Annotated in this window: 22 protein-coding genes; 6 read left to right on the forward strand and 16 right to left on the reverse strand. The window is 67.2% G+C overall.

Annotation, left to right across the window (positions count from 1 at the left end; translation table 11 throughout):
* Positions 1-50: 50 nt before the first annotated feature.
* The 5 genes from JOF57_RS14840 to sigI are packed head-to-tail and all read right to left on the reverse strand — an operon-like array spanning position 51 to position 5,418.
* Positions 51-905 carry a GNAT family N-acetyltransferase gene (locus JOF57_RS14840; protein ID WP_209917636.1) on the reverse strand — a complete coding sequence of 285 codons (855 nt, stop codon included), beginning with the start codon at positions 903-905 and terminating at the stop codon, positions 51-53.
* Positions 906-960: 55 nt separating this feature from the next.
* On the reverse strand, positions 961-2,115 hold the full coding sequence (ispG, locus tag JOF57_RS14845; protein ID WP_209917638.1) for a flavodoxin-dependent (E)-4-hydroxy-3-methylbut-2-enyl-diphosphate synthase: 1,155 nt from the start codon (positions 2,113-2,115) through the stop codon (positions 961-963).
* Positions 2,116-2,128: 13 nt separating this feature from the next.
* Positions 2,129-3,349 (reverse strand): M50 family metallopeptidase, encoded by a 1,221-nt coding sequence (locus JOF57_RS14850; RefSeq protein ID WP_209917640.1) that lies wholly within the window; start codon positions 3,347-3,349, stop codon positions 2,129-2,131.
* Positions 3,346-4,539, reverse strand: a complete 1,194-nt coding sequence (gene dxr, locus JOF57_RS14855; RefSeq protein ID WP_209917642.1) for a 1-deoxy-D-xylulose-5-phosphate reductoisomerase — start codon at positions 4,537-4,539, stop codon at positions 3,346-3,348. The genes JOF57_RS14850 and dxr overlap by 4 nt, the downstream gene beginning before the upstream one ends.
* 33 nt (positions 4,540-4,572) lie before the next feature.
* Positions 4,573-5,418: an RNA polymerase sigma factor SigI gene (gene sigI / locus JOF57_RS14860; RefSeq protein WP_209917644.1), complete on the reverse strand. Its 846-nt coding sequence runs from the start codon at positions 5,416-5,418 to the stop codon at positions 4,573-4,575.
* 93 nt (positions 5,419-5,511) lie between these two features.
* On the opposite strand from sigI, the gene JOF57_RS14865 reads away from it, so the two are divergent.
* Both JOF57_RS14865 and JOF57_RS14870 read left to right on the forward strand, forming a co-directional pair.
* Complete coding sequence (locus JOF57_RS14865) at positions 5,512-6,351, forward strand: NmrA family NAD(P)-binding protein (protein ID WP_209917646.1); 840 nt, start codon at positions 5,512-5,514, stop codon at positions 6,349-6,351.
* Positions 6,352-6,363: 12 nt separating this feature from the next.
* Positions 6,364-6,816 (forward strand): nitroreductase family deazaflavin-dependent oxidoreductase, encoded by a 453-nt coding sequence (locus JOF57_RS14870; protein WP_209917648.1) that lies wholly within the window; start codon positions 6,364-6,366, stop codon positions 6,814-6,816.
* On the opposite strand, the gene JOF57_RS14875 is transcribed toward JOF57_RS14870, so the two are convergent.
* Genes JOF57_RS14875 through JOF57_RS14885 form a run of 3 tightly spaced genes read right to left on the reverse strand, consistent with a single transcriptional unit; the run spans position 6,813 to position 9,044 of the window.
* Entirely contained in the window at positions 6,813-7,622 is an 810-nt protein-coding gene (locus JOF57_RS14875; protein ID WP_209917650.1) for a DUF4097 family beta strand repeat-containing protein, read from the reverse strand. The genes JOF57_RS14870 and JOF57_RS14875 overlap by 4 nt on opposite strands.
* A 23-nt stretch (positions 7,623-7,645) precedes the next feature.
* Positions 7,646-8,119, reverse strand: a complete 474-nt coding sequence (locus JOF57_RS14880) for a histidine kinase (protein WP_209917652.1) — start codon at positions 8,117-8,119, stop codon at positions 7,646-7,648.
* A 55-nt stretch (positions 8,120-8,174) separates the two neighbouring features.
* Positions 8,175-9,044, reverse strand: a complete 870-nt coding sequence (locus JOF57_RS14885; RefSeq protein ID WP_209917654.1) for a TIGR03619 family F420-dependent LLM class oxidoreductase — start codon at positions 9,042-9,044, stop codon at positions 8,175-8,177.
* Between the two features lie 49 nt (positions 9,045-9,093).
* Between JOF57_RS14885 and JOF57_RS14890 the strand changes: the two genes are divergently transcribed.
* On the forward strand, positions 9,094-10,428 hold the full coding sequence (locus JOF57_RS14890) for a cryptochrome/photolyase family protein (protein ID WP_209917656.1): 1,335 nt from the start codon (positions 9,094-9,096) through the stop codon (positions 10,426-10,428).
* Positions 10,429-10,515: 87 nt separating this feature from the next.
* On the forward strand, positions 10,516-10,770 hold the full coding sequence (locus JOF57_RS14895) for a DUF2631 domain-containing protein (protein ID WP_209917659.1): 255 nt from the start codon (positions 10,516-10,518) through the stop codon (positions 10,768-10,770).
* Positions 10,771-10,792: 22 nt separating this feature from the next.
* On the opposite strand, the gene JOF57_RS14900 is transcribed toward JOF57_RS14895, so the two are convergent.
* Both JOF57_RS14900 and JOF57_RS14905 read right to left on the reverse strand, forming a co-directional pair.
* Complete coding sequence (locus JOF57_RS14900) at positions 10,793-11,659, reverse strand: acyl-CoA thioesterase (RefSeq protein ID WP_209917661.1); 867 nt, start codon at positions 11,657-11,659, stop codon at positions 10,793-10,795.
* Positions 11,659-12,246 (reverse strand): hypothetical protein, encoded by a 588-nt coding sequence (locus JOF57_RS14905; RefSeq protein WP_209917662.1) that lies wholly within the window; start codon positions 12,244-12,246, stop codon positions 11,659-11,661. The genes JOF57_RS14900 and JOF57_RS14905 overlap by 1 nt, the downstream gene beginning before the upstream one ends.
* Before the next feature lie 208 nt (positions 12,247-12,454).
* Here JOF57_RS14905 and JOF57_RS14910 point away from each other — a divergent pair, with 208 nt between their 5' ends.
* Positions 12,455-13,162, forward strand: coding sequence for a DUF427 domain-containing protein (locus JOF57_RS14910; protein WP_209917664.1), 708 nt, complete (start codon positions 12,455-12,457; stop codon positions 13,160-13,162).
* A 31-nt stretch (positions 13,163-13,193) separates the two neighbouring features.
* Positions 13,194-13,667 (forward strand): SRPBCC family protein, encoded by a 474-nt coding sequence (locus tag JOF57_RS14915; protein WP_209917666.1) that lies wholly within the window; start codon positions 13,194-13,196, stop codon positions 13,665-13,667.
* 8 nt (positions 13,668-13,675) lie between these two features.
* Here the strand turns inward: JOF57_RS14915 and JOF57_RS14920 are convergent, their stop codons facing one another.
* The 6 genes from JOF57_RS14920 to JOF57_RS14945 form a co-directional block, all read right to left on the reverse strand.
* Entirely contained in the window at positions 13,676-14,914 is a 1,239-nt protein-coding gene (locus tag JOF57_RS14920) for a MinD/ParA family ATP-binding protein (protein WP_209917667.1), read from the reverse strand.
* 175 nt (positions 14,915-15,089) lie between these two features.
* Positions 15,090-16,013 (reverse strand): alpha/beta hydrolase, encoded by a 924-nt coding sequence (locus tag JOF57_RS14925; protein ID WP_209917670.1) that lies wholly within the window; start codon positions 16,011-16,013, stop codon positions 15,090-15,092.
* A 3-nt stretch (positions 16,014-16,016) separates the two neighbouring features.
* Positions 16,017-17,561: a flavin-containing monooxygenase gene (locus JOF57_RS14930; RefSeq protein WP_209917672.1), complete on the reverse strand. Its 1,545-nt coding sequence runs from the start codon at positions 17,559-17,561 to the stop codon at positions 16,017-16,019.
* Positions 17,543-18,247 (reverse strand): SDR family NAD(P)-dependent oxidoreductase, encoded by a 705-nt coding sequence (locus JOF57_RS14935; RefSeq protein ID WP_307870023.1) that lies wholly within the window; start codon positions 18,245-18,247, stop codon positions 17,543-17,545. Before JOF57_RS14935 ends, JOF57_RS14930 begins: the two co-directional genes overlap by 19 nt.
* Before the next feature lie 38 nt (positions 18,248-18,285).
* Complete coding sequence (locus JOF57_RS14940) at positions 18,286-19,098, reverse strand: HpcH/HpaI aldolase family protein (protein ID WP_209917673.1); 813 nt, start codon at positions 19,096-19,098, stop codon at positions 18,286-18,288.
* On the reverse strand, positions 19,095-20,063 hold the full coding sequence (locus tag JOF57_RS14945) for a zinc-binding dehydrogenase (RefSeq protein WP_209917674.1): 969 nt from the start codon (positions 20,061-20,063) through the stop codon (positions 19,095-19,097). Before JOF57_RS14945 ends, JOF57_RS14940 begins: the two co-directional genes overlap by 4 nt.
* Position 20,064: the final 1 nt, after the last annotated feature.

The raw sequence follows: 20,064 nt of genomic DNA on the forward strand, positions 1-20,064 counted from the left end.
TCGGAGGCGCACCGATACCGAACCGAGACTGTGGTGAGACCGACCGGTTGTCAGTCCAGCAAAACGGTGGCGAACGTGCCGACCTGATCGAACCCGATGCGCGCGTACGTTGCCCGGGCCACCGTGTTGTAGCTGTTCACGTACAGGCTCGCGATGCGGCCCGAGGCCACCACGGCGGCCGCCAGCGCCGCTGTCCCCGAGATGCCCAGCCCGTGGCCACGCCACTCGGGGTGCACCCACACCCCCTGGATCTGGCCGACCGTGGGCGACTGAGACCCGACCTCGGCCTTGAACACCACCTCGCCGCGCTCGAACCGGGCCCACGCCCGTCCCGCGGCGATCAGGCTGGCAATACGACGCCGGTAACCACTGCCGCCGTCGCCGAGGCGTGGATCGACACCCACCTCGCCGATGAACATGTCGATCGCCGCAACCAGGTAGGTGTCGAGTTCCTCCATGCGCACCGGGCGGACCGCCGGGTCGATCGGACACTCCGGCATCGAATTCAACGCCATCAGAGGCTGCTGCTCGCGGACGTCACGGGCGGTACCCCACACCGATTCCAACCGCCGCCACATCGGCAACACGAGTTCGGCACGGCCGACCACCGACGAGCAGCGCCGCGCGGAGCTCATCGCCTTGTCCGAGAATGCCTTGAGATCTTCGGCATCACCGCGCAGCGGGATCAGATTGGGCCCGGCGTAGCAGAGCGACTGGGTGACACCTCGTCGCGTCCACAGTTCCCCGCCGATCGCGCCGTGTTCGACACCGAACTCTGCGACGCGCGCGGCAACCATGCACGACCCCACCGGGTCCTCGTCGAATACCTGCAGACAGGGGGTGGCGTCACGCACCACGGAAACTCGACGCTCGTCGACGAGTCGAAACAGCGGCGGAGCCGACATTGGCGATTCCCTCTGCTCAACCCAAGGCTGGGTGACCCCGCTCACAGGGTCGCTATCAGCTTACGGTCACCACAGGCGAACCGCTGCCATCATCGGAACCCGCAGCTTCCGCCAGACGCATGGCCTCTTCGATCAGCGTCTCGACGATCTGCGCTTCGGGCACGGTCTTGATGACCTCACCCTTGACGAAGATCTGGCCTTTGCCGTTGCCCGAGGCAACCCCGAGATCGGCCTCACGCGCCTCACCCGGACCGTTGACCACACAGCCCATCACGGCCACCCGCAGCGGGACGTCAAGCCCATCGAGGCCCGCGCTCACCGCGTTGGCCAGCGTGTACACGTCGACCTGCGCCCGACCGCAGGACGGGCAGGACACGATCTCCAGACCACGCGGCCGCAGGTTCAGCGACTCCAGGATCTGGTTGCCGACCTTGACCTCTTCGGCCGGCGGCGCCGACAGGGACACCCGGATGGTGTCGCCGATGCCCTGCGACAGCAATGCGCCGAACGCCACCGCGGACTTGATCGTGCCCTGAAACGCCGGTCCGGCTTCGGTGACACCGAGGTGAAGCGGATAGTCGCACTGGGCGGCCAGCTGGCGGTAGGCCTCGACCATGATCACCGGATCGTTGTGCTTGACGCTGATCTTGATGTCGCCGTAGCCGTGCTCCTCGAACAGCGACGCCTCCCACAGCGCGGATTCGACCAGCGCCTCGGGAGTGGCCTTGCCGTACTTCTGCATCAACCGTGGATCCAGCGAGCCGGCGTTGACGCCGATCCGGATCGGGATGCCCGCGTCACCGGCGGCCTTGGCCACCTCTTTGACCCGGCCGTCGAACTCTTTGATGTTGCCGGGGTTGACGCGCACGGCTGCACAGCCTGCGTCGATCGCAGCAAAGATGTACTTGGGCTGGAAGTGGATGTCGGCGATCACCGGGATCTGGCTGTGCCGGGCGATCTCGGCGAGCGCATCGGCGTCCTCCTGCCGGGGGCAGGCGACCCGCACGATGTCGCAGCCCGACGCCGTCAGCTCGGCAATCTGCTGCAACGTCGAGTTGACGTCGTGCGTCTTGGTGGTGCACATGGACTGGACCGCGATCGGGTGCTCGCTGCCGATGCCGACGTTGCCCACCATGAGCTGACGGGTCTTGCGTCGCGGGGCCAACGTGGGCGCCGGGGGCGCGGGCATTCCCAAACCGATGGACGTCATTTGATGGGGTCTCCTAGTCGAAGATGCTGAGCGGGTTGACCAGGTCGGCGGTCACGGTCAACAACATGTAGCTGACCACCACCAGCAACACCACATAGGTGGCGGGCATGAGTTTGAGGTAGTTGACCGGGCCTGCGGCGACTTTGCCGCGGGCGGCCCGGAACATATTGCGGATCTTCTCGTACGTCGCGACGGCGATGTGGCCGCCGTCGAACGGTAGCAACGGCACCAGGTTGATAGCACCGAGCACAAAGTTCAACTGCGCCAGGAAGAACCAGAACGCCACCCACAGACCGGCCTCGACCGTCTCGCCACCGATGATGCTCGCGCCGACGACGCTGATCGGGGTTTCCTTGTCCCGCTCACCGCCGCCGATCGCCTCCACCAGCGCACCGATCTTGGTCGGGATCTTGGCCAGCGACTTACCGAGCTCGACGGCGAGGTCGCCGGTGAACGAGAACGTCGCGGGCACCGCGGTGATCGCGTTGTACTGCGTCGGCGGCTCACCCCTGGCCTCGCTGACGCCGATCGCGCCGACGGTGGTCGCCTCCGTGGCCTCCGCGCTGGTGAACCGCTTGGTCTGGGTCACGTCGACGACGGTCGTGATGGTCTCACCGCCGCGCTTGAGCTCGACGGTCACCGGACCGTTGAGTTTCCTGATCTCGGTGGCCATCTGCTTGAAATCCGTGACCGGAGTGTCGCCGATCTTGACGATCTCGTCGCCGGCCTGGATGCCGGCCAGCGCCGCCGGGCCGGGCCCGGTGCACTCACCCATCTTGTCGAGGCTCAGTTGTGCTGCCACACAACCAGTTTCACCGACCTTTGCGGTGATGGGCTGATTGATGTTGGGCAGGCCCCACATGATCGCAACCCCGTAGAGGAGCACGAACCCGAGGATGAAGTTCATCGCGGGCCCGGCGAACAACACCGCTACGCGCTTCCACACCTTCTGCTTGTACATCGCATACGGCTGGTCCTCGGGCGCGATCTCGTCCACCGATGTCATGCCGGCGATATCGCAGAAACCACCCAGCGGGATGGCCTTGACGCCGTACTCGGTCTCCCCCAACCGGTTGGGGCGCCGCGTCGACCACAGCGTCGGGCCGAACCCGACGAAATAGCGGCGCACCTTCATCCCGGTGGCGCGCGCCACCCACATGTGCCCGCATTCGTGCAGGGCCACCGATACCAGGATGGCCAGCGCGAACAACGCGATGCCGATAGCGAACATCATTTGGTGACGAGCCCTTTTCTCGTGGATTTCTCCTCAACGTTTTTGTCGATGGCCTGCCGTGCTCGTTCTCTGGCCCACCGCTGCGCGTCGAGTACTTCTTCCACGGTAGCGGGTTCGGCAGCCCACTGGTCAGCAGCGTGCAACACGTCACCGACGGTGTCGACGATCGCCGGGAACGGGATCCGACCCGAAAGGAACGCTTCCGCCGCTTCTTCGTTGGCCGCGTTGTAGACCGCGGTCAGGCAGCCGCCGCGGGTTCCGGCCTGCCGAGCCAGATTCACCGCGGGGAACACCTCGTTGTCCAGCGGCAGAAACTCCCAGGTCGCGGCGGTGGTGAAGTCACAGGCCAGGGCCGCGCCGGCCACCCGCTCCGGCCAGCCCAGCGCCAGCGCGATCGGCAGTTTCATGTCCGGCGGGCTGGCCTGAGCCAATGTCGAGCCGTCGGTGAAAGTGGCCATCGAGTGCACGATCGACTGCGGGTGGACCACGACCTCGATGCGGTCATAGTCGATGCCGAACAGGAGATGGGTTTCGATCAACTCCAGACCCTTGTTGATCAGGGTCGCCGAATTCAGCGTGTTCATCGGGCCCATCGACCAGGTCGGATGCTTGCCGGCCTGCTCGGGGGTGACCGATTCCAGGTCAGCAGCCGACCAGCCGAGGAACGGACCGCCCGACGCGGTGAGCACGATCTTGGCGACCTCGTCGGCGGTGCCGCCGCGCAGGCACTGGGCCATCGCGGAATGTTCGGAATCCACCGGGACGATCTGCCCGGGGGCGGCGGCCTTGAGCACCAGCGGCCCACCGGCCACCAGAGACTCCTTGTTGGCCAGGGCCAGGCGGGCACCGGTGGCCAGGGCGGCCAGCGTGGGCGCCAGCCCCAGCGCCCCGACCAGCGCGTTGAGCACCACATCGGCCTCGGTGTTCTCGACCAGCTGGGTGACCGCGTCGGGCCCGGCATAGGTGACGTCGCCGATCTTCTCGGCCGCGGCCGGGTCGGCCACTGCAATGTTGGTGACGCCGGTCGCTGCGCGCTGGGCCGCGAGCAGGTCGGGGTTACCGCCGCCGGCCGCCAACCCCACGACCTCGAACCGGTCCGGATTGGCCGCGATGACGTCGAGCGCCTGGGTGCCGATGGACCCGGTGCTTCCGAGGATCAGCACGCGCTGTCGCGCTGGGGAATCGCTCACCCGTCCATTGTGCCGCGCTGTGACCGGCGTCCCCTAATGCCTCCGCGCCGACGGGTCGGCGGTGGCCTCGATCTTGAGCACCAGGCCATCGCGGATGGTGAGCACCACGACGGCGAACAATCGGCCTCGGTCGTACGCCAGCAGCACAGGCTCGGCCGCACACACCACCGTCGCCCCCGGTCCGAGGTAGCGGAGCAGGTTTGTCGCGACGTCCCGGCGACCGTGGTTGACCTGACGCAGGGCCGGGTCGGTGAGGACCGTGCCGACACCCCAGACACTCGGGTCGAGTACCAAGGCCAACGCCTCCACGTCGCCGTTGGCGCACGCGGTGATGAACGCGTCGGTGACCTGCCGGTGCTCGTCGGCGCTGACCTCGCCCAGCGTCGGCGCGGCGCCGGCCACCTTCATCCGGGCCCGCCGCGCCAGCTGGCGGCACGTTCCGACCGGGCGTCCCACCGTGTCGGCGACGTCGTCGAACGGGATCCGGAAGATGTCGTGCAATACGAACGCGACGCGTTCCCCTGGACTGAGCCGGGTGAGCACCGCCAGGAGCGCCGAGCCGACCTGGTCGTCGAGCGTGACGCGGTCTGCCGGGTCGGAGCCGGCTGCCGCGGTGGTGTCCAACGCCGCCGAGCCGTCGGGGCGTTCGAATCGGGCCCGCGCGGACCGCAGGACGTCCAGCGACAGCCGACCGGCCACCACGGTCAGCCACGCCCGGACGTCGTCGAGGTGTTCCTGGTCGGTCCGGGCCAACCGAAGAAACGCCTCCTGTGCGACGTCCTCGGCATCGCCGATATCCCCCAGCATCCGGTAAGCGAGGTTGACCAGATATGGGTGATGGTCGCGCCACGCCGCCTCGAGATCGGCAGATCTGTTCATGTGGGTACGACGAATCCGGGGTCCGGAAAGTTACCGGATCTCCGATCCGACTTCCGTTGTAACTTTTTGGACGGCCGCCCCGTCCTTGATCGCATGAACACAATTCTCGTCACGGGCGCAACCGGCAATGTCGGCCGCCCGCTCGTCTCCGAACTCGTCCGCTCCGCGCGGGTGCGCGCTGTCACCCGCAACCCGGAAGCCGCCGGGTTCCCGCCCGGTGTCGAAGCGGTCCGATCTGCTGCCGACGGTATGGCAGGCGCATCGACGGTCTTCCTCAATTCCCGGGCGCTGGGGCAGGAACTGGCCGCCACAGTCGAACTGGCCCGCACCGCCGGGGTGCAACGGCTCGTTGCGTTGTCGGCGATCAACGCCGATGACGACGACTCCAAGCAACCGTCACGGGTGCGCGGTGACCGCAACCGCGAAGTCGAGCAGCTGGCGGTGGCCTCCGGCCTGGAATGGGTCAGCCTGCGCCCCACGGTATTCGCCTCCAACTTCGCCGGCATGTGGTCGGCGCAGATCCGGGCCGGTGATGTGGTGAGCGGACCGTACGCCGGCGCGTCCACGGCGGTGATCATCGACGCCGACATCGCGGCCGTCGCCGCAGTCGCGCTGCTCACCGACGAGCTTGTGGGACAGCGCATCCCGCTGACCGGGTCGCAAGCGCTGACCAACACCGAAATGGTGGCCACCATCGGGCGCGTACTGGACCGGCCCCTGCACTATCGCGAGGTACCCACCGACGTGGTGCGGCAGCGGTTCGTCGACCTGGGATTTCCGGCCGCGTTCGCCGATGCCTACATGGGCCTGTTGGCCGACACGGTCGAACGACCCGCACTGGTCACCCAGGAGGTGGACAAGATTCTCGGTCGGCCGGCCACGCCGTTCGCCGATTGGGTAGCCGACCACGGTGAAGTTTTCGCCAATAGCTGAGGAGGACAAGACATGTCAGAACACGCGACCGAGCCGCGCCCACCGCGCTGGCTCAAGCCGATGAACAAGTTCATGATGGCGGTGCAACGCCTCGGCGTCCCGACCGGGCCGGCGATGGTGCTGACCGTTCCCGGCCGCAAGACGGGCAAACCCCGCAGCACTCCGATGACACCCTTCGACCACGACGGCGGGCTCTACACAGTGGCGGGGTACCCCGGCTCCGACTGGGCGGCCAATGCCCGCGCCGCCCGTACCGGAACACTGACCCGGGGCCGACGCTCACGGACGGTCAAGATCGTCGTACTCACGCCGGACCAGTCGCGTCCGGTGCTACGAGCGTTCGCGGTCAAGGTTCCGGTCGGGGTCGGCTTCGCCAAGCGCAGCGGCCTGGTGGTCGACGGCACTCCCGATGAATTCGAGGCACTGGCAGGGCGTTTGACGGTGTTCCGGTTCGATCCGGCCTAGGAGCCGGCCGCCGACCCGACGGCACGGCGGATCGAGATGTCGCCGGAGCCGGTGCGGGCCTGCAACCTGAATGTCTCGTCGCCGTCGACCGGGCCGTCCGAGGATTGCAACCCGTTGTCGACGGTGCCGGAGTGGGTCTTGAGCTCGAGCCGTGCCGCGGTGCCCTCCGGGATGCCGACTTCGACCTCACCGCTGCCGGTTTGGGCGCTCAGCGCACCGCTGACCGCGGCAGCGACCGTGACAGAACCCGACGCGGTCTGATGCCTGACGTGACCTCGCATCGCCCCGACCGTGAGGCTGCCGCTGGCCGCTTGGAACTTGATGTCCCCGTCGACACGATCGATCGCCGCGTCACCGGACGCTGTGGCGATCCGTGCGTTACCCGCCAGATCGCCGACCGCGATACCTCCGGATGCGGTGTCCGCCTTGAAGTTTCCCGCGACGGACGCCGCCCGCATCGAGCCGCTGGCCGAGGCGAATCGGCAGTCCGAGTAAACGCCCTCCGCGGTGACATCGGCCGACGCCGAGGAAAGGTCGAGGCGGGAGCGCGCGGGCAGGGCGATGTCGACGCGGACCGCTCCCCCGCGTCCCAGTGACAGAACTTTTCTGCCCGCAGTCACCACGAGCGTGCCGTCGTGGAAGTCGATGCGCGCCTGCTCGGCCGCCCGCACGTCGGACGCCCGTTCGGGGTCGCGCGGCGTCACGTCGACGACCGTGTTGTCACGGTCGGTGGCCGCCAGGTGCACCGCACCGGCCACCACCTCGACGACGGCGGTGATGGGATCGGGTGTTTGGAACGTGGTCATCGGTTTCTCCTAGTCGGTCAGGTTCAGCGGACCCAGCCGCTGAAGGTCTTGCCTGCGGATCGGGTCTGGCGACCCGCCCCACCGAGTGCCGACGCGGCAGCACGCACGAGCCAGGCGTTCACCGACACACTGTCGCGGCGGGCAGCGCCCTCCACCCCGGTACGCAGGTTCTCGGGCAGGCGTAGCGACACACGCCAGGTACCGCCGTCGCCGTCGTCGGGAACGTCCACCACGGACGGCGCGGGAACGTCGACCTCGACGGGCTCGACCGTGAACTCGGGGTCACGGCCGTTGAGCCGGACATGGACCGATCCGGGGGCGAGTTCACGGGTGATCTGCTCGGCTGCCTCGGACAGCGCCTCCAGCAGAGCCAGACGCAGCGCGGATTCCAATGGCGCGGTAAGCCGCTGGGCCAATGCCTCGGCCTCGGGCCCTCCCGCCGCCGCGGCCACACCGAGTTCGTGCCGGACACCGTCGACATACGGTTGCAAATCCATGATGTCATGGTGACATCATTTTGATGTCATCACAAGCATCACTGTGATGCTGCTACTAACGCACCTTCGCGATCACCGATTCCGCGAACTGCTCGATGGGACCGCGGAAACGATCGGTGCCCGTAGCATCGTTGGGCATCGACAGCCACGGCGCACACATCACCGCGGTGATGCCGAGGTCCTCGGCCCGCTTGTAGAGATCCGGCGACGGCGGGTCGAGCAGCGCCAGGATGATGTCGAACGGCTCGTGCTCGCGCCCGTATTCTCGGCGCAGTTCGGCCAACCGGCTGGTGTAGTGGGTGGCCTGTTCGAGGGTGTACGCGTAGCCGATCCAGCCGTCGCAGGAGCGGGTCGCACGTCGTAGCGCCGCCTCGGATTCACCGCCACACAGGATCGGCACCGGTGCCGGCGGGTGCGGTTCGATCATCATCTCGGGAACCGAGTAGTAGCGCCCTTCGTAGGACACCCAGCCGCCGCGCCAGATCGCGCGCAGCGCCGGGATCATCTCGTCCAGCCGTTTCCCGCGAGTGTCGAAATCCTGGCCCATGAGCTCGAACTCCTCGCGCATCCAGCCGACCCCGACCCCGAGGGCGACCCGCCCACCGGAGATCACCGCGGCCGTCGCCACCTGCTTTGCCACTTCGAGCAGCGGACGCGCCGGCGCCACGTAGACGGCGTTGGAGAAACGCAGCCGACGGGTGAGCGCCGCCATTGCCCCGATCAGAACCCAGGAGTCCGGCCAAGCCGTCTCCGGCGCCCACGGCGGCTTACCTGTCGACGAATCCGGGTACGGCGAGGACAACTCCCGCGGATAGATCATGTGATCCGAGCAGACCATGCCGTGATAGCCGGCCTCGTCGAGCAACGGCGCCACCGCCAGCGCGTCGGTGGTGTCCATGAATGCCGTACCGCTCCAAAACTGCATCTGAAGACCTTCCGTGTATGTCCGGTGTGTTCACCGGCAGCATGTACACATGCCCACGCTGCTCTGGTTTCGGCGAGACCTGCGCTGTCACGACCATCCCGCCCTGCTGGAGGCCGCACAACACGACGGCGAAGTGATGGCCTGCTACGTGCTCGATCCGCGACTGGAGGCATCCTCGGGTTCCCGTCGCCTCCAGTACCTGTACCGGGCGTTGCGCGACCTGTCCGAGCGCCTCGGCGGAAATCTGCTGGTGACTCGAGGCCGACCCGAACAGCGGATTCCGGCGCTGGCCCGGGCCATCAGCGCCACTTCGGTGCACATCTCGCAGGACTACTCGCCGTTCGGTCGGCGTCGCGACGACACGGTCCAGGCGGCCCTCGGCGAGATCGCCCTGTGCGCAACGGGATCGGGCTACCTGGTGTCGCCCGGCCGGATAACGAAATCCGATGGTGCGCCGTACCAGGTGTTCACGCCGTTCTTCCGCGCCTGGCGCCATCACGGCTGGCGTCCTCCTGCGGATTCCGGGCCCGATTCGGCGCGCTGGATCGACCCTGCGAACATACCTGGCGACTTCGCCGAGCGTGTCGGAATTCCCTCTGCCACAGAGGAACTGATGGTCAATGCGGGCGAGCACGCGGCGATATCGCAGTGGCGGGATTTTGTGGCGCAGGGATTGGCGGACTACCCGACTCAACGCGACCGCCCGGATCTCGACACCACCAGCCGGATGGCGGCCCACCTCAAGTTCGGCACCATCCATCCCCGGAGCATGGTCGCCGACCTCGGCTCCGGCGACGAGGCCTACCTGCGGGAGCTGGCCTTCCGCGATTTCTATGCCGCAGTGCTGCATCACTGGCCCGACAGTGCGTGGCGAAACTGGAACCGCCACTTCGACGCGATCGAAGTGGACGACGACGCGGCGGCCCGGCGGGCGTACGAAGCGTGGAAGGACGGCCGGACGGGTTTTCCGATCGTCGATGCCGGAATGCGTCAGCTGGCCGAGACCGGGTTCATGCACAACCGGGTGCGCATGATCGTGGCCTCGTTCCTCGTCAAAGACCTGCACCTGCCGTGGCAATGGGGGGCGCGCTGGTTTCTCGACCAGCTGATCGACGGCGATCTGGCCAACAACCAACACGGGTGGCAGTGGGCGGCCGGCTGCGGCACCGATGCCGCGCCTTACTTCCGCGTCTTCAATCCGGGCCTGCAGGGCGCGAAGTTCGACCCCGACGGCGCCTACATCCGCCGCTGGATCCCCGAGTTGGCCGATGTCGTCAATGTGCACAAACTCGGTACCGATCGACCGGGGTCGTATCCGGAACCGATCGCCGACCATGCCGAGGAGCGGCTGGAGGCGCTGCGGAGGTACCGCCGCCTGGGTTGACCCCCCAGGGCTGGCGTACGACGCAGTGTCGTATGTCAGAATGTCCGCAAGCCAAGCCTGAAGCCAGTTCGATCCGGAGGAGCAACCGTGGCCAGCACCGAAGTGGAGCGCAACAACGGCGTCGACGTCGAGGAAGTGCCGTCCGCAGCGTGGGGCTGGTCGGATCTGAACATCAAGGTGATCCACCTCGGCGGCATCCTGTCCGCGATCTTCCTGCTGGTCATGATGCACGGCAACCACGTCGGAAAGGTCGAGGACTGGTTCCTCATCACGTTCGCGGCGTTCATCTTCCTGGCTGTGGGGCGCAACATCTGGATGCGTCGCCGCGGCTGGATCCGCTAGCCGCACACCGCGCCTGCCGGCCCTACAACCGGGCCGGCACATCGATCGAGGTATCCACCGGTCGCATCGGGCGAATCAGCCCTTCCTGGGCGAATGACGCCAGCAACTCGCCGTCTTCGGTGTGCACCTGACCGCGGACATACGACATCCCCTGTCCGGCTGCGGTGCTCTCATGGCTGTAGAGCAGCCAGCCGTCCCACTCCACTGTCTCGTGGAAACTGACTGACGCCGACATCACGGCTGTCGATATCGTCTCGTGTGCCTGGGCGGTGCCGACCCCCCGATGCGGTCGCATTGTGGTCGAGATGCCGAGTTGCCCGGTGAAATACGCCAGCAGAGCCTTGGCGAGATCATCACGTTCAGGGATCGGGTCACAACGCAGCCAGGCATAAAGCTCGGGAGGCCCCACCTCGTCGGGACTGTTGACGTCCACCACATCGACCAGACGCAACTCGTGACCGACCATGGCCGGCCCGGCCGGGTGGGCGTCGTCGGGCGTTTCGACGTCGGGCCGCAATGCGTGGTGACAGACCACGTCGGCCGTCGGCACATCGGCCAGGACCGTCACCGTCGCGCACCGCCGTGAATCCTGGTCGACGGCCACTACCGCTGTCGCGGTCGAACGACCCTCGTGCACCACGTTGACGGACAGTTCTACGGTGGAGTCGATCCCGATCGGTCGAGTGAATACCGCATGCGCCGATCGAATCGTCTTGTCCGGGAATCGCTTTGCCACCGCGACGATGGCCTGGCTCAGCGCTTGGGCACCCTTGGCCACCTGCCTGCCGTCGGTTCCGGCCGGTCCCGTGCCCCCGACGAACCGATCCGTCCCGACGGGCGTCACGTCGAACACCTCGAGCAGGCCGGCGACCGAGGCCTGTTCCGACATCAACAACCCGGAACCAGGTCGGCGTCGAGCAGGCCCGCAGACCGCTCGCACCGGAACAGCGTTTCCACCCCGTCTGCCGACCCCGGATCCGCGCCGGCCACGGCCAACGCGTGGGACTTGAAGGCCAGCGCCGCGGCGCTCGGCCGGTACTGCACGGGGTCCATGGCCCCGACGAGGCCACCGGGGCCATGCGCACCGACAAAGACCACGTCGGCCCTGGCGCTGGCGAGCCCGTGGTCGCCGGATTCGAGGCAGGAGGCGCCGATCACCGTCATCGCGACCGAGTCCGCGTCCGCCGGCTGCCACAGCCCGTTCGGGCCAACCGCTTTCAGCCCGAGGATGCGCAACGCACGCTCATCTCCGTCCTCACCGGAGGCCACGCTGACCCGCCAGCCCGCCATCGCCCGGTCGAACAACCACCCGCCGATGCCCGACACCACTTCGGTGACATCTCCTGCCAGCACGTTCAGCTCGTACTGCAGGGCCTTCTCCGAACGCAACCGCGGCCGGGCGAACGGGACCGCGAGCGTATCGGCGCCGCCGCGCACCTCGGACAATTGCGCGGACATTCCTGGCTGTGGCGACATAGGGCATCCAATCCGGGTCCAAGGGCTGATCGGTCGGCACTCTCGACGGGGGTGCTGCGGTAGGGCCCGCCTCACCCAACAGCGTGACATTCTCAAGAGAATCTGTAAAGCTTCTATTTTGAGGCAGCGATCGGCCACACGAATGGCCACCGCTGCGTCGAATAGACGCGCCCGCGTCCAGTAGGTCGGCCAAAATGGAGGTGCTGCAATGAGTCTCGTCGCAGGGCGGGGTCCGTTGAGTACACAACCGGCCGGTTGGTTCACTCCCCCACTCGCTGACGGCACGGTCTACGTCGAACCGCACCCGCGCCGTATCCAAGCTTTCCGCGGCGAAGTCGCCGTACTCGACACCGAACACGCCCTGATGGTGCACCGCGCGGGCCGCCCCCTCAGTTACGCATTCCGCGCCGACGAGGTCGGCGGCCTCCCGCACGAGCCGGTCGCCGAGGCACCGGGATACGTGGCGGTGCCCTGGGACGCCGTCGACACGTGGTTCGAAGAGGGCCGCAAGCTCGTGCACTACCCGCCGAACCCCTACCACCGGGTCGACTGCCGGACGACGCGGCGCGGCCTGCGGGTGACGGCCGCCGAGACCGTTCTGGTCGATACCGACGACACGGTGATCGTCTTCGAAACAGCCTTGGAACCACGGCTGTATGTCGACCCCGCCCTCGTCCGTACCGATCTTCTGCAGCCCAGCGCGACCACGTCGTACTGCAACTACAAGGGCACGGCCACCTACTGGTCGGCGGTCGTCGGCGACACCGTCGTCACCGACGTGGCCTGGAGCTACCCCGACACCCCACCGGAATCCCTGCCCATCCAGGGATTCCTCAGCTTCGACAGCACCCGCGTGGACATGCTTGCCGAACTCCCCTCGTCGGGGACGTCGGCATCCTGCGGCTGCGAACTGTGACCACCAGGAACACCGAGGAAGGCGAACAGCATTGGGCATCGTGACCACCAGTTCCGAAACGGCTTTCACGCAATCGGCGGAGGAGGTCTACGACTTCGTCACCAACCCGGCGAACTGGGTGAAGACCTACCCGGGCAGCGCACACATCGGCGGATTACCCGAACGGTTGCCGCTGCAGGTCGGCGACACCTGGACAGAGGCCGGACCCGACGGTACCCAGATCTACACCTGGCATCTGGCGATCGCCATGCGACCGCGCATGTGGGTGTTCAACTCGGTGGGCCGGCTCGGCCACGACAGTGACGGCAACGGCGGCATGGAAGGCCGTATCACCGTCCAGTATCAATTCACCCGCCCTGGCAATGACATCACGCTGTTCAGCCGCACAATGACCATCGAGGCCTATAAAGATGCCCCGCTGCCGGATGCGCTGTTCCGTGTGGTCAATCCGGCCAACATCGACAAGTACCACGCAGCGGTGGCGCGGGAGCTGGCGCTCGGCTGAGCCGCGAATCAAGCTAGCGCGGCCCCGCCCTCGAAATCGTCGGACAGCGCCGCCGCCAGCTGCAGTGTGCGTCGGCGGAAAGCGGGCCGCAACAGGTCGAAATGGATCTCGGTGCCCGCGGCGATGTGCTTGTCCCACGGCAACACGAACACGCGGCCCGGGGCCACATGCTTCTGGAACTGATGGACCAGATCACCGGTGTTCACGTTGGGTTTGCGGGGCCCGACGTGGTTGACCACCACGCAGGAGCGGTTCAGCAGATCCTGGTAGCCGTTGTGTCGCAGCCAGTCCATGGTCACTGCCGCCTGACGGGCACCGTCGATCGAGGCGCTGGCCACGATGACCGCGCTCGAAACCGTCGCCAGCACGCCGCGGCCCGCCGGCGCGAACATGTCGGCCGCGCAGTCGGCCAGCACCAGGTTGTAGTGCTTGGACACCGCAGTGGTTGCCGTGTTCCAGTCCTCGTCGTTGAAGGCCCGGGGGGCGCCGCTGTACTCGTCGCTCGACAGCACCTCGAGCTTCGACTCGTTCATGCTGGTGTAGGCCCGGACATCGTTGTAACGCGACAGGTCCTTGGCGGCCAGGAGGTCGCTCACCGTCGCTGCGGACTGCCGGCCGACCCGGTCGGCCAGGTTGCCGCTGGCCGGGTCGGCGTCGACGGCCAAGATTCGATCGCCCCGCACCGCGCTCAGGACCGACCCGAGCGCCACGGTGACGGCGGTCTTGCCCACGCCACCCTTCAAGCCGAAGACACCGATCTGATGGGACTCGCGCGCCGTGCGGCGCACCCTGGCGTAGAGATCGAGTTCGTACAGTTCGTCGCGGGAAAGCCCCGGGTTGAGGCGCGTGGTGGCGAAAACCAACCGCCGCCAGCCGCGTCGTGGCTGCATCTTGACCGAGGAGCGCACGCCGACGCGGGAGAGGTTGTCGATGGCGCGCGGCTCACCGGGTGCGGCCGCCGGGATCGGCTGTTCCAGGATCCAGCTCCCGGCCGAGGATGACCCGCTGATCGGGCGGCCCGGGACCGGCGGAAGTTTGGCGGTGATCTCCGCTTCGCTGGGAGAGGCGAATTTCGAGGTCAACACGATCGGAGGGGTCGATAACCTGACGTCGCCGTGCCGGGACCGGCCGCTTGGCAGCGCCGCGACCGGTCCGCCCAGGAGGGCGTCAAGTCCGCCGTATGCCAGAGGATCCCTGGCGTGTCTGGCATCCCCGGAGTACAAGAGCCGGTCGTCGTCGGCCGACATAGTTACCTCTCCATCGCTCTTCTGCTCCCGCCGTACCGGGTGGCCCCCTCGGGCGTGCCGCGGCGATCGTCGCACCGGCCGCACCGATTTGTCCGCGCGAAACCCGGATAGAACAGACCTGCATTATTGCCCACAACGTCGATCACAACCACCGCCGAGGTGACCAGCTACCGCATCATCCGTGCAGGGCACGGCGCAGCGCCGCACCCTGCAATGCGAAAAGTTGCTGGCTGACCTCCCACTCGGGAAGCAACGCATCGAATCCGTGGCACGTCCCGGGAAACAGGTGCAATTCGGTGGCAACGCCCTCGATCAGCAGGCGGCGCGCGTAGTCGAGCGCCTCGTCGCGCAACGGATCGAGCTCCGAACACGTGATCAGTGCCGGCGCCACACCGGTCAGGTTCGCAGCCCGGGCGGGCACCGCCACCTCCGGAATGTCCCGGCCACCCGCATAGTGCCGCCACATCGCTGCGCTCGCCGGGCCGTCGAAGCCCGGGGTGTCGGAGAACTCCTGCTTGGACCGGGTGGGACGGTCGTCGAGTACCGGCTGGTGTAGTGCCTGAAACACGATCGGCGGCGCCGAACCGGCCGCGGCGTGCTGCGCCAACAGTGCGGCCAGCGCACCGCCTGCGCTGCTGCCGGCCACCGCGATGCGGCCGGCGTCGATGTCGAGTTCGCCGGCCAGGGTGGCCGCCCAGTTGAGCACCACCATCGCGTCGTCGAACCCGGCCGGATACGGATGCTCGGGCGCCAACCGGTAGTCCATCGCGATGACCGTGCACCGGGCGCGGCGCGCCAATTCCACGCATTGAATCTGGTCGGTGTCGAGATTGCCCAGGACGAAGGCACCGGAATGGCAATAGACCACCGCAGGGGACGGCGAGGGCCCACCCCGATAAATGCGCACCGCAATGGTGCGCCGTCCGAGTGCGACGCGGGCCCCGACGACCTCGACCCCCGGGGTGTCCAGGACCTGCGCAGCGTCACGACGACGCTGATCCAGCGAGGTACGCACCACGCCCAGCTGATCGGTGGTCAGGTCGGTCCGGGCCTCGGCAAACCCGCGCAACGCGGGGTCGAGGCGTTCCAGCCAGGCCATGGCTCAGCCGTCCGTCCGATCGGCGGCCGCGGTGACCGGGGCCGGGTAATTGGTGGGCGGTTGAAAAGTGTAGTCCGCGGACCGAAACCGGCGGGTCATCGACCAGAAGACCCGGGCGCTGCGCGGCCACTGAGTGACCACCCGACCGCTGGGAGCCCGGAAATAACTGCTGCACCGGGTCAACCACACCGTGCCCTGCATCCACCTGTCGATGTCGGCGAGAAACGCGGCCATCGCGCTGGGCCGCACCGCCACGTATGACTTACGTTTGCGCCGAAGGTGTTTCAGTGCCCGGACCACGTAGCGGGCCTGCGCCTCCAGGATGAAGATGACGCTGTTGGAGCCGACGTTGGTATTGGGCCCGTAGAGCATGAAGAAGTTCGGGAAGCCGGGCACCGCCATTCCCAGGTAGGCGAATGCCCCGTCACTCCACGTGTCGTGCAGCGACACCCCACCTTCGCCGGTGACCTCGATCTGTCCGAGATAGTCGGCGGCCGCATAACCGGTGGCGCACACCACCACATCGACGTCGAGTTCCTGCCCGTCCTCGGTGACCAGCGACCGGGCGCGCAGCGCACGGGCCGGGCTCGACACCACCTCAACGTTGGGTTTCGTCAGGGTGGCGATGAAATCCGGGGAGAACACCAGCCTCTTGCACCCCAAGGGGTGGTCCGGGGTCAGCCGGGCCCGCAACTCGTCATCGGCCACAGTCGATTCGAGGTGGTTGAGCGCAACCGCCTTGAACTCCTGGGTCTTGTCGCTGCCGTTCTCGATGACCGCGATGTTGGACTCACTGCGCAGCCACAACCGGGTCCGGTAGACCTTCTTGGAAAACGGCACATGAGCAAAGAGCCAGCGTTCCCGCTCGGTGTACGGCCGGTCGGGTTTGGGCAGCACCCAGGTAGCCGAGCGCTGCACCGAGTACACCTTCTCGGCAACTTTCGCCAATTCTGGAACTACCTGGGAGGCAGTAGATCCGGTGCCGAGAACGGCCACCCTGGCGCCGTCGAGCGCGACGTTGTGATCCCAGTTCGCGGTGTGCATGACGGTACCGGTGAACGGCTCCTCAGCCGGCAGGTCCGGTAGCAGCGGCTGGGTGAACAGCCCGATCGCCGACACCACGATGTCGAAGCGGTGCTGCGCGCCCGTCCCCGTGGTCAATACCCAGTTGTTCGCGTCGGCATCCCACCGCGCCGCGGTGATCTCGGTGTTCAACTGCAGATGCGGGCTCAGCCGGTAGCGCTGGGCGCACCGCTCGAAGTACTCCAGGATCTCCGGTTGTCCGGCCCACAGCCGGCTCCAGTCGGCGTTGAGATCGAACGAGAACGAGTACAGGTGTGACTTCACATCGCAGGCCAGCCCCGGATAGGTGTTGATCCGCCAGGTCCCACCGACCCCGTCTTCGCGGTCGAAGATCGTGAAATCGCCGAAACCCGCCTTTTTCAGGAAGATTCCGAGCGCCAGCCCACCCGGGCCGGCGCCGATGATCCCCACTGAGAGTTTCGGTGGTCTGGGACTCGACACCTGGGTCATCCGATCTGCAGACATTGGCCGCCGTCGACAAGGAGCTCGGAACCGGTGATGAACGCCGCCTGACCGGACAGCAGAAACGCCACCGCATCGGCGATTTCGCTCGGCTTGCCCAGGCGGCCCAGGGTGGCCCGGTCGATCAGCCGGGCTTGGGTCGACTCGTCGAGCATCGGTGTCTCGATCGGTCCCGGGAACACCGCATTGACCCGGATCCCGTCGCGGCCGAGTTCGGCGGCCGCCAACTGGGTGAGCCCGCGCAGCGCCCACTTGGACGACCCGTAGGCGGCGTGGTGCGGGAAAGGGCGGACAGCGCCGGTGCTGCAGGTGTTCACCACGGCAGCGCCCTCGGCCTGCCGTAACGGCTCAAGGGCCGCCTGTAGTCCGAGGAACGGACCCAGACAGTTGACCCGCCAAGCGCTTTCGAACCCCGCCGGCGTCTCCTCGGAGATCGACGCCCGGTGCAGCACTCCGGCGTTGTTCACCAGCGCGTTGAGCCCACCGAACCGGTCGACGGTAGCCTGCACGGCGGCCTGCCACTGTTCAGCCGACGTCACGTCGAGCTCAACGCCCAGCACCTGGTCACCGAATTCGGCTGCGCTGGATTTTATTTCGTCGATCAGCAGATCGGCCGCGGTCACCCGGTAGCCATCGGCCACCAGCCTGCGCACGATGGCTGCGCCCTGGCCGCGCGCGGCACCGGTCACCAACGCGACCCGGGTGACGCTCGACGCTGCTCCTGCGTTCAGTTGTAGCCTCCTCGTTCGGTGCCGGTCGCAGCCTGCCCGGGTGTGGACGGACCACCGGCATTTCCTGTTGCTTCGGTGAGGTGCTCGACGGCACCGCGGCGTAGCGCCTGAGATTCCGAGGCCAGGGTGACCATCTGGAAACCCAAGTCGGCCGCGACCTTTCCGAGTTTTCCTGCCCCGGCATGGATTCCGCTGACCAGCCCGGCCGCGCGTGCGGCAGTCTGGGCCGCGACGATCGCCGCCCGCACGTCGGGGTGCGTCCAGGCGTCGGAGAGTTGAAATCCCATCGAGATGGCCAGGTCCGCCGGACCCACATAGATCCCGGTGAGGCCGGGCACCGCGCAGATCTCCTCAGCGGCGGCCAGGCCCCGTGCCGTCTCGATCATCACGAACACACTGACCCGGGCCTCCAGCTCGGCGGTGTCCTGTCCCAGGCCGGCCCGGAGCGGCCCGAAGCTGCGCACCCCGGCCGGCGCGTAACGGGTGGCCGCGACCGCCGCGGCAGCCTGCTCGGCCGATTCCACCATGGCGATGATCACCGCATCGGCGCCGGCATCGAGCACCCGGCCGATCGGTGCGGGGTCGGGCGACGGCAACCGCACCGCGGTGGCGATCGGCACATGTTCAAGCCGGCGCAGCAGCATGGCCACGTCGGCATCATCGAGATATCCGTGCTGCACGTCGAATCCGACATAGTGGTAGCCGGCCGCGGTGAACTCCTCGGGGCCGATGATCGTCGGCCCGACCACCCAGCCGCCCCAGACCTGGGCGTTGGCCGCCAGCGCATCCTGCAACCTGCTGGCGCTCATCGGGTGATCGCGATCTTGACGCGGTCGGGCACCGGACGGCACGCGAGTTCGAACGCCGCCTGCACATCGTCCGAACCGAAGGTGTCGGTCACGTAGCCGGGTAACAGGTCCGGATGCTCCCGGGCGAACTCGTCGGCCCGGCGCAGCACGCGCTGACGGTCCAGGGTGACACCGGATTTCAGGGTGAGGTTGTTGCGGAGCATGGTGCGCATGCTGATCGGATAGCTGTCGTCGTCGGGCACCCCGAAGTAGAACACCGTGCCCCCGAACGCAGCCGCTTCCAATGCGTGGTTCAGCGTGGCGACCTGATGTCCGACGGCCTCGATGACGACATCGGGCTTACCGGTCGGCGCCAGGTGTCTGACCCAACGATCGCTCGTGGCCCGGATGGGATGGTCAACTCCGAATCGGGTGCTCACCGAAGCACGGTCCACCGGATCGACACCGGTGACCTGTGCGGCACCGAAAACCTTTGCCACATAGGCGAACAACAATCCGATCGAACCCTGTCCGATGATCGCGACATGGCGGCCGTCCAGATCCGGTAGCTGCTCCAGCGCGTAGAGGACACATGCCAGCGGCTGCAGACCGACAGCCAGCTCCGGGGTCAGGGCCGGGTCGTAGGACACCAACCCGTGGCCGTCGGCGACCACGCGGCCCATCAGACCGTCGAAGCCCGACGCCCAACCCACCACCCGCTCCCCCGGTCGATGGTCCGGATGGCGACTGGCCAGCACCTCACCGACGATCTCGTGGACCGGGAAGCCGTTCATCTCCGCCGCACAGCAGCCGGTGTCCCCCGGTAACTTGCCCTGCGTGCCGCGGAATCCGGGGAGATCGCTGCCGCAGATCCCGGCGGCCAGAAAGTCCAGCAGCACCTGGCCGTCGGTCAACGACTCCGGTGATGGCTCTGAAAGATCCTGCCGTTCAAACGTATACGGGGCGACGAGCCGATATGACCACACG

Origin of the sequence: Mycolicibacterium lutetiense (genome assembly GCF_017876775.1) — a bacterium.
GTDB classification, from domain to species: domain Bacteria; phylum Actinomycetota; class Actinomycetes; order Mycobacteriales; family Mycobacteriaceae; genus Mycobacterium; species Mycobacterium lutetiense.